The following is a 16,271-nucleotide window of genomic DNA, read 5'->3' on the forward strand; positions in this document are numbered from 1 at the left end:
CCCGATCGGGTTACCGCCCCTTGTTTTAATTCATCCCAGCAGGAGCATCACCATGACAGAGTTAAACACCCCCGAAATTGCTCACTACATCGGAGGTGGCCAGCAGGCTGGCGCCGGTACACGTACTCAACCGGTGTACAACCCGGCCACCGGCCAGGTCAGCGCCAAAGTCAAACTGGGTAGCCAGCAAGATATTGACGCCGCTGTGGCCAGCGCCCAGGCCGCTTTCCCCGCCTGGGCCGACACCCCACCGCTACGCCGCGCCCGTGTGCTGTTCAACTTTTTGTCCTTGCTCAACGAGAACAAGGAAAAGCTGGCAGCCATGATTACGGCCGAGCATGGCAAGGTTCTGTCCGATGCAATGGGCGAAGTCACCCGCGGTATTGAAATTGTGGAATTTGCTTGCGGCATTCCTCAACTGCTCAAAGGCGATTTCACCGAACAGGTCAGCACCAATATCGACAACTGGACCATGCGCCAGCCCTTGGGTGTGGTGGCCGGTATCACCCCGTTCAACTTTCCTGTCATGGTGCCCATGTGGATGTTCCCTGTCGCCATCGCGGCGGGTAACACCTTTGTGCTCAAGCCCAGCCCTATCGACCCCAGCCCCAGCCTGTTCATTGCCGAACTGCTGAAAAAAGCCGGGCTGCCCGATGGCGTGTTCAACGTGGTGCAAGGTGATAAAGACGCGGTTGAGGCGCTGGTCAATCACCAGGACGTGCAAGCCGTCTCCTTCGTGGGCTCCACCCCGATTGCCAACCGCATTTATGAAATGGGCGCCATCGGCGGCAAACGCGTGCAAGCCCTGGGCGGTGCCAAGAACCATCTGGTCGTCATGCCGGATGCCGACATCGACCTGACCGTGGACGCCCTGATCGGTGCCGCCTACGGCTCGGCTGGCGAGCGTTGCATGGCCATTTCGGTAGCCGTGCTGGTGGGTGACTCTGCCGAGCGCATCCTGCCCAAGCTGGAAGAACGCACTCGCAGCCTGAAAATTCTGAATGGCACCAATGCCGCCGCCGAAATGGGCCCCATCGTGACACAGCAAGCGCGCGAGCGCATCAGCAGCTGCATCGACAAAGGTGTACAGGAAGGCGCCAAACTGTTGGTCGACGGTCGCGAATTTGACGGCGCCAAAGCCGGTGAAGGTTGTGAGAACGGCTTCTGGATGGGTGGCACCCTGTTCGATCACGTCACCCCTGACATGAGTGTGTATCAGGAAGAAATTTTTGGCCCTGTGCTGTGCTGCGTACGCGTACCGGATCTGGCCAGTGCCATTGAACTGATCAACAAGCACCAGTTCGGCAACGGCGTAGCGTGCTTTACCAGCGACGGTAACGTGGCCCGTGAATTTGGCCGCCGCATCCACGTGGGTATGGTTGGCATCAACGTGCCAATTCCAGTGCCAATGGCCTGGCACGGTTTTGGTGGCTGGAAGAAGAGCCTGTTTGGCGATATGCACGCTTACGGTGAAGAAGGCGTTCGCTTTTACACCCGCCAGAAATCCATCATGCAGCGCTGGCCTGAAAGCATCTCCAAGGGTGCGGAATTTGCCATGCCTACGTCCAAGTAAAAGTAGATTTGCCGGGCTGAATCGTCACTTTCAAAAAACGGCTCAGCTTGGCATATCGTTATAAGTCTGCTCACCCAGCAGGCTTATAAAACACGTTTCAAGAACAAAAAAACCGGGGCTCTAATTCAGAGCCCCGGTTTTTTTAATGCTTGCGTGTACTTAGCGCTGACACCTGCTCAACTTAGTACATGCCGTGGAAAACCGCATCATCCGGGCCGATGTGCGAAGGAGGATTCCAGGTCACATCGCGCATGGAATGCTGCACCAGCGTTTCCACACCCAGCAGCACAGCAAAAATCGCCATACGCACGGGAATACCATTGTCAGCCTGACGGAAGATGGCCAGTCGAGGGTCGTGGTTCAGATCCACGCTCAAATCGTGGGCACCTTCACGGCTATCGCGTGGCAGTGGATGCATCACAATTACATCGGGGCCGCAGCAGCGGTCGATAATGGCTTTATTGACCTGGAAGTCCGCCGTGAAGCTGCCGTCCTGCCCTTCTTCGAAGCGCTCTTTCTGCACACGCGTAGCGTAAATTACATCCACACCAGGCAAGCCCTTTTCCAGGGACGTCGTCTGCTCGATGACGTGCTTACCTTGCTTGGCCACCTGCTCCACAATGTGCTCGGGCATTTCCAGGCCGGGGGGCGAGATCAGGGTGAACTTCAGGCCACGGTACATGCCCAGCAACTTGATCAACGAATGCACGGTACGGCCATACTTCAAGTCACCCACCAGGGCGATATGCGCGCCATCCAGCAATTTGCCCAGACGGGAAAATTCAGTGCTGATAGTGTACAAATCCAGCAGCGCCTGGCTGGGGTGTTCACCCGCACCGTCACCACCGTTCACCACAGGAATGTTGGTGGCACGCGCAAATTCCGCGACCGAACCTTGCTCAGGGTGACGAATCACCATGGCATCCACATAGCCGCTCATGACGCGGCTGGTGTCGTAAATGGATTCGCCTTTGGCCATGGAGGAAAAGGTAAAGCCAGTGGTATCGCACACCGAACCACCCAGGCGGCAGAAGGCCGAGCCGAAGCTGACGCGAGTACGGGTGGAGGCTTCGAAAAACAGGTTACCCAGCACTGCCCCTTCCAGCACGCGCGACACTTTTTGACGGCGAGCGATGGGCTGCATGATGTCGGCCAGACTGCACAGTTCTTCCACGGTTTCGCGGGTGAACTGGTCTACGGACAAGAGCTGATGCTTACCACCGGTAGCGATACGGTCACGCAAAGGACCGGACTGTGCGCTTTGCGCATACTTGCTCAGCAAGGCTTCATTTTCCACGATTTCCGTGACAAAACGCTGCACCACTTCGGGCATGGCCCGCGACTCCAAAGAGCCTTCAGGCAGCAGCCAGGTATCCAGTGCACGACGCTTCACCCCAATACGTGCCGCAAAAACGTCACGAGTCAGGTTCAGGCGACGCATTGCATCACGCAAAAAAACTTGTTGGGAGACGGCCATATCAGCTCTCGCTTATGAAATATACGCAATGCGCACATTTTAAGACTGCGGCTGATAAAAAAGCGAGCAAGAATTGAGACTATTGCAGAAAATACAACGACACTCTACGCAGCAGGCTGGAATCGCTGCTGTCTGAACGTAGCGTTCAAGTAGAAGGCAAGCTAAGGATGTTGCCGATAAGGCGTCGTGTAGGGCTGGGCTTCGTCATTATTGGGAACGACAAAACCGTCATAGTCTTGCTGGCCGGAGGTAAGCCACTCGCTATGCTGGTAGGCAAAATCGGCCAGGCCCAAGGTACCCCATACGCCAATTACAAAAAGAGCCAGACTCAAGGCCAGAAAAAAGGCCGAACAGAAACCGGGTATCCAGGCCCAGCGTCGCCCTACTTTAGAGCTGTGCCACGCCAAGGTCCAGTGACTCCAGCACAAGGCCAGAAACGCCGAAACCAGCCCCATCAGAAAAACGAACAAGGGCAGACGCAAAAAAGCGGGGACGAAAACGGATCCAATTGCTCCGGTGCCCATCAACATGACGAACAGCAGCGCGGCCCCATGCAGGCCGACCAGAACCCGAAAAGAAAGAATATAAAAAGCGAGACTGCCTGGCGGGGTCACCATACCGACTTTCCTGTTAGTAACAAGAGCGGCGGGTTTGCACCCACCGCGTTTTTCAAAAAGCCGGGCATGGGTAAACCCAGGACCAGGACAGCATTCAGACGAACAAGCAGCGCTTACTTCTTACCGTTGGTCTGGGTAGCCTGTGGACCGGCAATCGCGCGGGCAGCAGCCAAAGCGTTAGCTTCCGTACCAACCATGAAAATCAGACGGCCATCTTTAACGGGCGAACCGTAAGCGGGGGCAGCCAGCATGGTGTCACCCACGACCAAAGCCAGACGCTTTTTGGGGAACTGAGTGGTAACTTGCAGCAGACGCTGAGCAGCCTCTGGAGTCAGATCCAAAGCCAGCAAACCTTCTTTGCTGTCGTTGGTGCCGGCTTGCACGCCAACCAGATCCTCACGCACCACCACGGCACGGGGGTTCACAAACAAGACACCATTAGGCTGCACGTCGACACGTGCCCAACCCGCTTGTTCCTGAGTATCAGCCAGGAAGATCTGTACAGGCGCAGCTTGCTGCTCGGCACCAGCTTGAGCCTGAGGCTGCTGAGCACCCGTCGCAGGCGTGGAGGGAGTGGTTTGCGTTGCGGCGCTGGAGGTGCCAGCTTTGTCGCTCGGCTTTTCTTGAACGGTTTGACAAGCGGCCAATGCGACCAGGCCAACAGGAGCCAAAATTCGAGCGAGTGTGCGTAAAGTCATCATAGTGAAGTTCCCCCCTCTCTTTACGAAGAATCAATAAGGATAGCAGTGTATCAGTCATGTAAAAGCGCAAGCGGTTAATCTTTGTTAAAGCTTGTCATTTGCGCACCCCTAATTTGTACGCTGACTTGATCCATTAAGCGACCTTGTTCAGTTTTCAATTCAATGCGCAGCGTTCCGGGTACCAATGGAATTCGCAGCTGCGCCCCCTTTCCTGCTTCTACTCCCTGCACCCACCATACCAAGGGCTCGGTAATCTGCCCTTGGGCCAACAAACGCAATTGCTGGTTTTGCGGTGGAATATCCGGGTCCAACGCAAAAATGGTGCCATTGACCGGCTCGCGGATACGGGCCGGGCCGGCATAGGCCAGATTCACATCACTTAATTCCACACGATCGGTCTGTGTGCCTTCAACAAAAAACTCTTCCCGGCCAGGCTCCATGGCGGGTACAAACTCAATCTGGCGCACCTGCACCTGTGCAGGCATGGCCGTTTGACGACCGGGGCGACGCTGGTTCAAGAGCGAAATCACCTCGTGCCAGATCGGGGCTGCCCCGCTGACACCTGATACATCTTGCATACTTTGGCCAGCACTATTTCCCACCCAAACGCCAACGGTATAGTGCTCTGTCCAACCCAGGGCCCAGTTGTCACGCATGTCTTTACTGGTCCCGGTTTTAACCGCACTCCAAAATGGTGTACTCAAGGCACTGTCCAATCCAAAAGTCAGCACCCGAGCCTGACGGTCCGACAACATATCACCCACAATCCAGCTGGCCCCCTCATCCATCACAGAATGAAAGGGAGCGGATTGCTGATCCATACGTGTTTGCACGGCTTGCGTCTGGCCCAAATTGGCCAGTGCACGGTAAGCATTGGTCAGTTCCAGCAAGGTGACATCGGCGCTGCCCAAAGCCAGGCTATAACCATAGAAATCGCCGTCCTGGCGCAGATTCAGGCCCAGTGCACGCAGGCGATCCACCAAGTTGGCAGGCCCCAGCATGGTCAGCACACGCACAGCAGGAATGTTCAGGGAAGAAGCCAGAGCATTGCGCGCACTGACCCAGCCCACAAACTGCTTGTCGTAGTTTTGCGGGATATACAGACCATTGCCGGTGGACAGATTCAGCGGCGAATCCTCCAGCAAGGATGCGGCGGTCAATAGGCGCTTTTCAATCGCCATCTCATACAAAAAAGGCTTGAGCGTGGAACCGGCTTGCCGCAAGGAACGGGCATGGTCTACCTCGGCCGCCTCGGACAGATCGCCACTGGACCCCACATAGGCCAGGACCTGTCCGCTATGGTTATCCAGCACCACCACCGCAGAATCCTGAACACGTGCGGTGCGCAGATCCAGCAAGTGGCGCCGCATACTGGCTTGCACTTGAGTTTGCAGGCGCGTATCCAAGGTCGTACGAATACTGTCACCGGCCTTGATTTCAGGATTCTGATCCAGAACCCAACGGGCAAAATGAGGGGCCAGTTGGGCTTGCCCCAAGGGGGCTTGTCCGGCCCGGCGCAAAGCCACCGGCACCAGATTACTTAATTCTCGACATAGTTCGGCACGTCCCATCTCTTGCAGGGTCGTACACGCCCGGCGCTCGACCATCAAGGCCGAGGCATTGGGGCCGCGCAGCAAAACTGCGGCAATGGCAGATTCGCGTGCATCCAGCGCAGCGGCCTGCTTTTGAAACAAGGTACGCGCCATCGCGTCCACCCCAACCAGCTCACCCCGAAAAGCCACCTGATTCAGATACGCTTCCAGAATTTCCGGCTTGGTCCAGGTGTCTTCCAGCGACTGGGCGGCCACCACCTGATCCAGCTTTTGCCAGACCGAGCGCCCACCTCGACCACCGATCAGATCCTGATCCATCAGGCCGGCCAGCTGCATGGTAATCGTAGAAGCACCGCGACTGCGTCCGGCAAACAGACCATCCCACGCGGCGGAGCCCACTGATAACCAGTCCACCCCACCGTGAGATTCAAAACGGCGGTCTTCAGACACCAGGACCGCCATTTGCAAGGCCGGAGAAATTTGCTCCAGCGCGACCCAATCGCCGCGCCGTTGACGAAAGTCCAGACGGACTCGCTGGACAAGCTGGCCCTGACGATCCAGGACCTGCACATCGGACGATCGGTAAGCTTGCCGAACTTCCTTGTAGCTGGGCATGGCCTGCCCGGGACTGGCCCACAGGGCCAGTCCCAACACCAGCAGTCCTGCTTTAATTGGCTGGTGCATCCACAACTTCCAGAACTTGCTCGTTAGGCCAGACAGCAAACACGTCGGGCTCGTACAGGGCTTCAGCACGGCTGGCTGGCAGCACGAACTGACCCACTGTATTCAGACGCACCGTGTAGCTGACTTCGGTCGTGCCTTCTTCAAAGCGCTCGTAGTAAGCACGGTAGCCATCAAAGCGGCGTTCGACAAAGCTGGGCCAATGACCGGACTGCTCTTCACCGGCCGTTGCCATGGCAGAGTCGCGACCCAGGCCGCTGCCCAGGATAGTGGCACCGGCAGGAATCGGGTCCGACACCACCACCCAGCTTGCCTGACCTTGAGCCTTGACCTTGATCTTCACGCGCATGATGTCGCCACGACTCCATACACCGGGTTTGGCCTGCTCCACAGCTTCGATATGACGCTCCATGCTCAAACCAGCAGCGATAGGCTTGGTCACGGGCACCGCTGCCAGGGAGCGAACTTCGATCCAGGCCTTGCCCTCACCCATTTGCTCAACGCTCAGGTTATCGGCCTGATCGCCGCGCCAAGGCACATCAATCCTGGAAGAGCGCACACCCTGACCGTCAGGTTTGAGCATGTCCCAATCCACCACCTGGGCACTTTCCGAGCCCAGAATCACCATGGACTGACCGCTAGGGTTCTGTTCGTGATGACGGCTGAACTGTTCAATAGCCAAACTACCCAAGAGGTTTTCAGTGGTCATGCGCCATGCACCACGTTGCTGCTCCGCCAACAGACCTTGGGCCAGACGAGGCATGTCCTCGGTCCAGTCCGACATTTCATTGGCCAGCAGCATCAGGCGAGCCTGGTTGGTCACGCGGCTGGTCATGGCCCATGGGCTGCCGTTAAGCGCGTCCTCACCAAAGACCAGACGGGTACCACGGCTGACCAGACGTGCCTGAATCAGATTCATGGCTTCTTTACGTGTCTGCTCGGCTTTCTTGATGCCCGGCAAACGCTGAGTCAGATCCACCCAGGCCAGCAGGATTTCAGTGGGCCAGCTTTGCAGGTTCAGTTCCACCGAATCCAGCATATTGACGCGAGCACGGCCATACTTGGCCAACACGGCCGTCGCACGAATCACTTCAAGATCCCGCTCTTGGCGAGAGACCGTTTGCATGCTCGGGATACGACCATTCACCACGTTTTCCAGCGCTTGCAGCATCTCGTTGCGGAAGCCGTCCGGGATGGGATAGTTCAAGCCCATGGATTCCGCAATGTAGCTGATATCCAGGATGTAGCTGGTCAACACGCGGCTACCCCAACCATAGCTACTGGGGAAGTAACGCAACAAACCATTCTCGTCCATATAAGACGGCATGCGCTGCATCAGGCCAGCCCACGCCTCTTCGGAACGCAGGCCCATGTAACGTGAGGCTTGCTGTTCAAAGCAGCTGTAAGGATAGCGTTCAAACCAGGCACGCACCCCTTCCATACCGCCACCCAAGGAGGAACGGAACAACATTTGCAGACCACCTTGAACCACGCCTTGTTCGTTCTTCAAGGCACCAGCCGGTGCCTGCACCGACATGTTCAATGGCTCATCCATACCCACGGCAACCAGTGTTCCCTGCTGAACCGTAACCGGGGTCGCGGTAAAGACTTCCTGCTTGATTGCAAGGCTGTCTTTGGCAGCCTTGCCCGTGGCGCCGGACTGCTGAACTTCCTGTGCATCCACCGTCCACTCCATCTGGTGCGAATCGGCCGAACCACTGGACAGTGGAACCGACATGGGCCAGGAAACCACTTTAGCCGAGCCCGAAGCCAGCTCAACGGTTTGCTCTGGCAAGGCCGCCGAGGGCAAGCCTTTACCACGGTACTGCGCCTGCACCTTCACGGTCATGGCACGTGGGCTGCTGTTACGCAGCGTCACTTGGGCCTGGTAATCATCACCCTCACGAGCAATGGCTGGCAAACCGGAAATGATTTGCAGGTCTTGCGTTGTGACGATCTGAGCCGAACCACTACCAAAGCGGTCGCCCGCCAGATCGGCGACGGCCACAATCCGGTATTGGGTCAGGGAGTCTTTCAGCGGCACGGTCACCGTTGCGCGACCTTGTGCGTCCAGCTCCACATTGCCTTTCCACAGCAGCAAAGTATCCAGCAATTCACGAGTGGGGCTCTTGCCACCGCCACCACCCGCTGCGACAGCCTTGCGACCATAGTGACGACGACCCACGATTTCAGATTGCGCCGTGGCGGTCTGCACGTTGTAGCCGCGCAAGGCACGCATGGCGTTGAGCAGGTTCCAGCTATTGTTCGGGCTCAGTTCCAGCAAGGCCTGATCCACAGCCGCCAAGGCCACGGACGCACCGGCTGCCGGTGTGCCATCGGACTTGAGGACCTGAATATCAACCTTGGCCTGCTCACGAATCGCGTACTGGCTGCGATCCGTCGTTACCTTCACATCCAGCGCATCTTGCTGGCTGCTGACTTCAATGCTGGCCAGACCAAAACGATAGCTAGGCTTGGACAAGTCCACGGTAGTTGTCGGGGCAACAAACTCACCACCGCCTTCCGAGTAGGCTTTGTACCAAGTCAGAGGCTGACTCCAGCCCCAGCTAAAGAAAGAGTACCAAGGCACTTCACGCAGACGGCCACGCAGAACCAGCACGGACACGTAAACGTTCGGCCCCCATTCGGGCTTGATCTCCACGCTGACGTTAGGGCTGTCGCCTTCCAGCTGAACCACTTGAGCCTGCAAGACGCCTTCACGCTCCACCGACACCAGGGCCGTGGCCTCGCGGAAAGGCATGCGCACCTGGAACTCGGCTGTCTCGCCAGGAGCCCAAACTTTCTTCGCAGGAATCACATCGATACGGTCATCGTTCTGACCACCGAACCATAGGTAACCGGAGCCACTGACCCAGACGGTGCTGGCAGCAACGGACTCACGGCCTTCGCCATCGCGTGCAATGGCACGCAGCTCGACCTGACCGCCCTTCTCCAATTTCACATCACACTGCACCAGACCCTGATCGTCGCTGCGACCTTCGCAGATCGTGCCCAGGTCTTCGCGCTGCTCCTGATTATCGTAGCTGTAGAAGCCACCCACCATACGCTTGCGGATCGAGAAACGCTGCACATTGGCCGCCTCAATACGCACAGGCACGTTTTTCAGTGGCTTGCCGTCCGGGCTCACCGCGATAGCCGAGAGCTTGGTGGACGAACCGGCTGCCAACCAGCTACCTGCACGCAGACCCACCACTACATCGGCCGGCCATACGGACACGGTTTGGGTCAAGGTTTGAATTTCACCGTTCGGATCGGCAAAAGTGGCTTCTACCAGAAATTCGGAAGGACGATCCACCGCAGGCAACTCATCCAGCGTGGCACGCAAACCACCCTGTGCATCCAGCTGAAAGCGCTTCTTGTTCAGGAAAACACGGGAGTCCGAGACATCAGACTGTTCAACCTTCTCGGGAGGGACAAAGCTGAAATCGTCATAGGCGCTGAAGGACGTTCCTGCCGAGCGGACAACCGCCGACAACTGAACCGGCAAGTAATCAGCCGGGCCACCAGACAGATACTGCAACTGCAGGTCGGCCTGCAGTTCTTTGGGTTTGACCAGATAAGGACGATCCTGACCGTCACCCAGCTTGATACTGCCGCCCAACACAGGCAACTTGAACTGCTCTACGCGGAACTCGCCGAAGTTGAAGTACTGATCCTCGCCTTCGGTTCGCAAGCGATACACACCCAGCTCGGCGTCCTTGGGGATTTTCCAGTCGGTCAGAGCAAATACGCTGCCTGCCGCTGTCTTTTGCCACTTCAAGGGCAGCTCAATTCGCTTGCCGCTGCCATCGTGCTCGACAATCATGGTGTCGGGATAGCGAGCTGGAGCCTTGAAACCGTCACGTACGCGTTCGCGTACATAGTGTTTCATATGGGCCACTTCACCCGCACGGAACAGATTGCGATCCATCACAGTGTGAGCAATGGCCTCATCGCGACCGCCCCAGTTGTAAGGCACATTGAAGCGCCAAGGCTCGATACCCGAATTCCACTCGCTCAAGGCAAAGCTGAAATCATCTTTACCACGAGCCATGGGGTTGTTCTTGTCGATTCGCGCCGTCACGAACAAACCGGACAAGCTGGTTTCCTGGCAGTAATCCGGGCTGGACACCGCCTGCGGGTGATGGAACATCCCATTCTCGTCTGTTTCACCTTGCAGCAGCTCTTCACCACGGCAGTTCATCACGCGAATTTTCGCGCCGGGCACGACTTTGGCATCATCCAGTGTCGTGACCCAGACCAGCAAATCGTCACCACCTTTCTTGATATGCACACCCAGGTTGGTCACCAGCACAGAGCTACGCACGTACATGGTACCGGCCGCCTCCAGCAAGGAAGCTCCCAGACGTGGGGAAGCGACTTCCAGAACATGGAAACCAGGCTCTTTCAGCGGCACGCCAATCAATTCAAAAGGACGCTCGCCTTTTTGATCCATGCCGGGCAAGTCCAGCTTCTTCAGATCCTTGCCTTGCAACAGGGGCTGGGCACGCAGATCCAGGTAGCCGTTCTCATTCAAAGGAGCGGTGACATGGAAGTCACTGCCCATCATGGTCTTCAGATAGTCGGGGGTGACCGACCAGGAATAGTTCAGCTGGCGCAGACGGGAGAACCAGGTCAGAACTTCCTTGTCGTCCTTCACGGCAAGAGCCCCCACCTGACCGGCGGACACCAGCATTTGCTGAGTTGTCAGATTGGCTTCGACATTACGCAGGCTCAAGCCAATGGCTGGCGGATCGGAATCGTCCGATCCGTCACGATCCGCATGGCCGAAACGCTCCACAATCCCGAAAGGCTCCACCGCAAACTTCACCAGCGGCGGATAGGTCGTGGTGCTCATGCCGTTGCTCAGCACTTGCGGGTTCTTCAGGCGGCGACCTGCGTCGTCCGTCAGGCTGTCCGGAATCTTGACCGTCAGCTTGGCGTTTTCAGGGAAAGGACCCTCGAAACGCACGTACTGGCCAGGCCCACGATCCTGCCATGCCTCGTCGCTATCAGACTTGGGTTCCCAAACCTGCTTGCCGGCTTCCAAACGAATCTGGCTCAAGTACTCGTAAGCGACGGGCGCAGAGAACTGAACACCGAAGCTGCCAACCGGCGTGCAAGGCGCTTCTGCGCGCTCACGCATGCAAGTGAGCGAGGCGGTAAACTCGGGGCGCACGTTGTAATCGTAGGTATAGCGGTCCGTATTAGGGACGCCCTTGCGATTTTCAATCTGCGTCATGACGCCCGGCTCCAGCACCACCGACACGCTGGCATCCGCTGGCAGGGGACGCGCACACTGGACGGCCTGGTATCGGTCGTCTACCTCGTCCACATAGAACTCGGCGCGAACCATGGCGTCGCGCTCGGCACCCTCAATGGCTTTCAAGCCAATACGCTCGCCAATACCCTCTACCCGGCAATAGCCGTTCTTGACTAAAGAGGCGCTATTAACCGGCGCATTGAAGCTGAATAGAAAGACCTGGTCTTCATCAATAATGTTGTAATACGGGCGGTTGCTTTCCAGAATGGCGCCGCCTGAATTAAAACGATATTGAGCCGGTCCGCTAATCGCTTCATTATTGATGCTGCGAAAACTTTTGGACACGACGGCCGTACAACTCAAGCCTGGTCCTGGACGCTCGTCGAATTCATAAATCCAGCGGCGCGAATCAAGCCAACGGCCCTGACCGACTACCGAAGGATCATCACACTGCACCTGAACGGGTGCAGGCAATTGCGAATCCCCAAAATGAACTGCGGGTGTGGCAAAGGTGACTTTGACATCCCGCAAATCCGATGTCGCCCCTTGGGGCGAGAAACTGCTTATCGTAATGGCTTGGGCGCTACTGACACCCAGCAAGAACATCAAACCCAGCAAAGACTGGCGATGCATCGTTCTTCCCCTATGGAATGTGCTATTTTCGGCGCCAGTTTAATAGAAATCAGACCCTCTGAGCGTGTCTGAATAGCCCCGAAAGCGCATAAAGAATGCCACCAAGTGCAACAGAAAAAGACACCGGGCTTTAATTGTTCACGACACCCGTTTGTAGAAGCATTCATGGCATTTGAAAGAAAAAATTTCAAATGCGACCAATACCCTGCTTTTTTCCCCAAACTGGCGGCATCCACTACGATAAGAAACATAATTGCCCAGGCAGTCACTGGAAAAGCACGGTACTCGCCCCATATGCGTTAAGGCTTGCACGATCAATCCGCTTAGATTTCAGGACAGACACATGAGCACGATGACACTGCAGGAACTGGATAAAACCCGCGAGGAATGTCGCAAACTAATCAGTCGGCGCGCTCTGCTGTCAGCAGCGGCAGCCGTGGTGCCCATCCCTGGTGTGGATGTGGGTACGGATGTGGCGATTCTGATGAAAGTCATCCCCATCATCAATGCGCGCTTCGGCTTGACGGCCAACGATGTGGACGCCCTGAGCCCGGAGCTGAAAAAGCTGGTGGTCGTGGGGGGAACCAGTATGGGCCTGGGCATGGTGGGACGCGTGCTGACTACAGATCGCGTGGTCAATATTCTGGTGCGTCTGGGAGCGAAGAAACTGGCCGGGAAATACGGCGCCAAATATGTGCCTTTGATAGGCAGCGCCATTTCCGCTTCCATCAGCTTTGTAGTGCTGCGCAAAGTCGGCAACCAGCATATTGAAGAATGCTATGAAATTGCCCGTCGCCTGGCACTGGAGACACAAAGGAAGGAAGCCGTCCACACCATTGATGGCGGTGAGGAAGGCTTGATACGCGAAATCAAGGGCTAAGCCCTTGATCCCGTTTAGGCCGCAGGAACCACACCCGGCGTTTTGCTGCGGCCATTCAACATATAGTCCATCAGCTCGCGCACCGATTTCATGGCTTTGCCAAAAGGCAAGGCTTCGGAACTACGGAAGAACAGACCGCGCTGTACATCACCTTTCAGGGCATAGGCCAGCTGACGGTCAATGCAAAACTGACCATGGCGTTGCACGCCATCGCGCAAGCCGCAATGCGCCAGGCAGTCAAAACCTTCCGTGCAAGCACGCTCGCGTGCCACCGATTGCAGCTTTTGCTCTTTATGCAGGTAAGCATCCAGCCAGGGCGTACGCACGGCACGGGCAGGCAGTCCGGCCACGCTCATAAAGGTCACGATGTCCTTGGGCTCGGCATCCAGCAACACGCGCTTGAAGTTCTCATGCGCATCACCTTCTTCAGTGACGGCAAAGGCAGTGCCCATTTGCACACCATCTGCACCCCAATCCATTAATTGACGCAGTTGTTCAGGACGGTGAATCCCGCCTGCAGCGATCAAGGGAATACGCTCGGCCTCCAGGCCCAACTCGCGAAACAAGGCGCGGCAGCCTTCCAGAACGCGCTGGAAAGCATATTCAGGTTTGTTCAAGGATTGGTCGTCGGCGGCCCCCAGGTGGCCTGCGGCAAAACGGGGATTTTCCAGAACGACTGCATCCGGCAAACGCTTGCGGCGCAGCCATTTCTTCACCAGTAAAGTGACGCCGCGCACATCCGACAAGATTGGAATCAAGGCAACTTTGGGATGATCCTGAACCAGCTCAGGCAAGTCCAGCGGCAGGCCAGCGCCCACCACCACGGCATCTGCCCCGCTTTCGCAAGATTGACGCACATACTCGGGATACTGCGAGACAGCCTTCATGATATTGACGGCGATGCCACCGTTGCCACCCGAGCGCTCTCGGGCACGATTGATCTCGCGGTCCAGGGCCTGCAAATTGGCTGCATCGACCACGCCTTTTTCGACATCACCCTGGGTGCTGTCCATCAGGTCTTCGTGATGACGCCGTAAATCCACGCTGGAGATCGTCCCCAGCCCGCCCAATGCGGCCACAGTACCGGCCAGCCGGGACGCCGAAATACCGACTCCCATGCCGCCTTGAACAATAGGCAAAAGCAGTTTTCCCTTCAGGGACATGAGACGTAAATCCGTCTTTAGCACGATGTTGATACCTTAGGTTGATGCAAGAACCTGCCGGCCACGTCGGGACCAGAAACAGGGCAATAGAATCGTGGCCGTCTGCAAGGACGGCCACTGTGTTAAATCAGGCGGGAATAGCGGGCACCGCTTTCCTGGCTCAAGTACTTGTCGAACACCATGCTGTAGGCGCGCACAAATAAACGGCCTTTGGGCAGAACCTGGATGGATTGGGCATCGACTGTCAGCAAGCCAGCGTCCGCATAGCTGTTGAGCTCTTGCAGCTCGGCAGAGAAGTAGCTGGCAAAATCAATGCCGTAACGCGCTTCCAGACGCAAGATAGGCACTGGCATGCTGCACATCAAATGCATGATGACTTCCGCCCGCAGGCGATCATCCTGCTGCATCACAATACCCCGCTCGATAGGCAAACGCCCCCGGTCTATATCGGCGTAGTAATTGCGCAGGCTGCGGGCATTTTGCACATGCATGGTGCCCACCTGACCAATAGACGACACGCCAAAAGAGACCAGATCACAGGCTGCGCGGGTGGTGTAGCCCTGGAAGTTGCGGTGCAGACTGCCGTCCAGACGGGCCAGATTCAGCTCGTCGGTCGGCAAGGCAAAGTGGTCCAGACCGATATAGACATAGCCTGCATCCAGCAGACGCTGCGAAGACATCAAGAACAGTTGCAGACGCTGATCGGCATCGGGCAGCTCTTCTTCATTGATTAAACGCTGAGCCTTGAAGCGTGTTGGCAAGTGCGCGTAGTTATACAGAGCGATGCGATCTGGTCGCAGTTGCACCAAAGAGTCAATGGTGATGGCAAAGCTTTCCAGGGTCTGCAAAGGCAGACCGTAGATCAGGTCCGTGTTGATGGACTGGAAACCGGCAGCCCGGCTTTCTTCAATGGCGCGTTTGACCATTTCGAAGGGCTGAATACGGTTGATCGCTTTTTGCACATTGGGGTCAAAATCCTGCACCCCGAAGCTGGTACGGTTAAAACCCAGAGCCGCCAAGTTCTGGAGCGTGCCTTCCGCCAAGGTACGCGGGTCGATCTCGATGCCCAGTTCAGCATCGTCCGTGAACGCGAACTGCTCCTTGAGCTTGGCCATCAAGCGGGCCAACTGTTCATTGTCCAGGAAAGTGGGCGAGCCGCCGCCCAAATGCAGTTGTTCGGTGCGCCGATCTTCACCCATATATTGGGTGACCATATCAATTTCGCGCAGCAGGTAATCCAGGTACTGCTCGCTCTTGCTACGATCCTGAGTGATGATCTTGTTGCAGGCACAGAAGTAGCAAAGCGACTGACAAAACGGAATATGCAGGTAAACCGACAGAGGCGGATTACTGCTGCTCAAGGCGCGCCGCGATAATTCGTGAATATAAGGCTGAGCAGGAAAGTCCTGAAAAAAACGATCTGCAGTGGGATAGGAGGTATAGCGAGGCCCGGAACGATCAAAACGCCGGATCAGGGCTTCAGAGATTTCGATATCCGGCGCGGTGGGGGCGCTGGCATCCGATGCTTCCAGTGTTTGCGGCATAAAGGGTCCTCCTGCACGAGACCTGTTTCTTCTAGTCAAGCATTCATTGTGAGAGAAAACCTCAAGCATGCGCTTGACCTGCATCAAGGCCGCAATAACTAAAAAAACGCTTTTTTTATCGCTGTTGGGCTGAATTTAGCTTCATATATCGTATTATTAAGCGCTAGCCGCCTAAATTACCGCCTG

9 protein-coding genes are annotated in these 16,271 nt (G+C 56.6%); 2 read left to right on the forward strand and 7 right to left on the reverse strand.

Annotated elements, in window-relative coordinates; translation table 11 throughout:
• Positions 1–52: 52 nt before the first annotated feature.
• On the forward strand, positions 53–1,573 hold the full coding sequence (locus OSH04_RS01680; protein ID WP_060185191.1) for a CoA-acylating methylmalonate-semialdehyde dehydrogenase: 1,521 nt from the start codon (positions 53–55) through the stop codon (positions 1,571–1,573).
• Between the two features lie 181 nt (positions 1,574–1,754).
• Here the strand turns inward: OSH04_RS01680 and OSH04_RS01685 are convergent, their stop codons facing one another.
• The 5 genes from OSH04_RS01685 to OSH04_RS01705 all read right to left on the reverse strand — a co-directional run bounded on the left by OSH04_RS01685 (position 1,755) and on the right by OSH04_RS01705 (position 12,498).
• On the reverse strand, positions 1,755–3,050 hold the full coding sequence (locus OSH04_RS01685) for an aspartate carbamoyltransferase (RefSeq protein ID WP_026483408.1): 1,296 nt from the start codon (positions 3,048–3,050) through the stop codon (positions 1,755–1,757).
• 161 nt (positions 3,051–3,211) lie between these two features.
• The gene (locus OSH04_RS01690) at positions 3,212–3,667 is read right to left on the reverse strand and encodes a hypothetical protein (protein ID WP_181900162.1); all 456 of its coding nucleotides are present in this window, start codon (positions 3,665–3,667) and stop codon (positions 3,212–3,214) included.
• Between the two features lie 113 nt (positions 3,668–3,780).
• Positions 3,781–4,368, reverse strand: coding sequence for a hypothetical protein (locus OSH04_RS01695; RefSeq protein WP_009461761.1), 588 nt, complete (start codon positions 4,366–4,368; stop codon positions 3,781–3,783).
• A 74-nt stretch (positions 4,369–4,442) separates the two neighbouring features.
• Entirely contained in the window at positions 4,443–6,605 is a 2,163-nt protein-coding gene (gene pbpC / locus OSH04_RS01700; RefSeq protein ID WP_226348339.1) for a penicillin-binding protein 1C, read from the reverse strand.
• Positions 6,589–12,498 carry an alpha-2-macroglobulin family protein gene (locus tag OSH04_RS01705; RefSeq protein ID WP_266107819.1) on the reverse strand — a complete coding sequence of 1,970 codons (5,910 nt, stop codon included), beginning with the start codon at positions 12,496–12,498 and terminating at the stop codon, positions 6,589–6,591. The genes pbpC and OSH04_RS01705 overlap by 17 nt, the downstream gene beginning before the upstream one ends.
• Before the next feature lie 343 nt (positions 12,499–12,841).
• On the opposite strand from OSH04_RS01705, the gene OSH04_RS01710 reads away from it, so the two are divergent.
• Complete coding sequence (locus tag OSH04_RS01710) at positions 12,842–13,378, forward strand: hypothetical protein (protein ID WP_009461759.1); 537 nt, start codon at positions 12,842–12,844, stop codon at positions 13,376–13,378.
• Positions 13,379–13,392: 14 nt separating this feature from the next.
• On the opposite strand, the gene OSH04_RS01715 is transcribed toward OSH04_RS01710, so the two are convergent.
• Positions 13,393–14,541, reverse strand: a complete 1,149-nt coding sequence (locus OSH04_RS01715) for an NAD(P)H-dependent flavin oxidoreductase (protein ID WP_021446508.1) — start codon at positions 14,539–14,541, stop codon at positions 13,393–13,395.
• Positions 14,542–14,663: 122 nt separating this feature from the next.
• A complete protein-coding gene (gene hemN / locus OSH04_RS01720) occupies positions 14,664–16,085 on the reverse strand; it encodes an oxygen-independent coproporphyrinogen III oxidase (RefSeq protein ID WP_021446507.1) in 1,422 nt (473 codons plus the stop codon).
• Positions 16,086–16,271 lie beyond the last annotated feature (186 nt).

It is taken from the genome of Alcaligenes nematophilus, assembly GCF_026344155.1.
Classification (GTDB): Bacteria; Pseudomonadota; Gammaproteobacteria; order Burkholderiales; family Burkholderiaceae_B; genus Alcaligenes; species Alcaligenes phenolicus.

What these genes read in the sequence shown, in the direction of transcription:
- OSH04_RS01680 (WP_060185191.1), top strand. Translation starts at nt 53, where the DNA reads ATGACAGAGTTAAACACCCCCGAAATTGCTCACTACATCGGAGGTGGC.
- OSH04_RS01715 (WP_021446508.1), bottom strand. Translation starts at nt 14,541, where the DNA reads ATGTCCCTGAAGGGAAAACTGCTTTTGCCTATTGTTCAAGGCGGCATG.
- OSH04_RS01695 (WP_009461761.1), bottom strand. Translation starts at nt 4,368, where the DNA reads ATGATGACTTTACGCACACTCGCTCGAATTTTGGCTCCTGTTGGCCTG.
- OSH04_RS01685 (WP_026483408.1), bottom strand. Translation starts at nt 3,050, where the DNA reads ATGGCCGTCTCCCAACAAGTTTTTTTGCGTGATGCAATGCGTCGCCTG.
- hemN (WP_021446507.1), bottom strand. Translation starts at nt 16,085, where the DNA reads ATGCCGCAAACACTGGAAGCATCGGATGCCAGCGCCCCCACCGCGCCG.
- OSH04_RS01710 (WP_009461759.1), top strand. Translation starts at nt 12,842, where the DNA reads ATGAGCACGATGACACTGCAGGAACTGGATAAAACCCGCGAGGAATGT.
- pbpC (WP_226348339.1), bottom strand. Translation starts at nt 6,605, where the DNA reads ATGCACCAGCCAATTAAAGCAGGACTGCTGGTGTTGGGACTGGCCCTG.
- OSH04_RS01705 (WP_266107819.1), bottom strand. Translation starts at nt 12,498, where the DNA reads ATGCATCGCCAGTCTTTGCTGGGTTTGATGTTCTTGCTGGGTGTCAGT.
- OSH04_RS01690 (WP_181900162.1), bottom strand. Translation starts at nt 3,667, where the DNA reads ATGGTGACCCCGCCAGGCAGTCTCGCTTTTTATATTCTTTCTTTTCGG.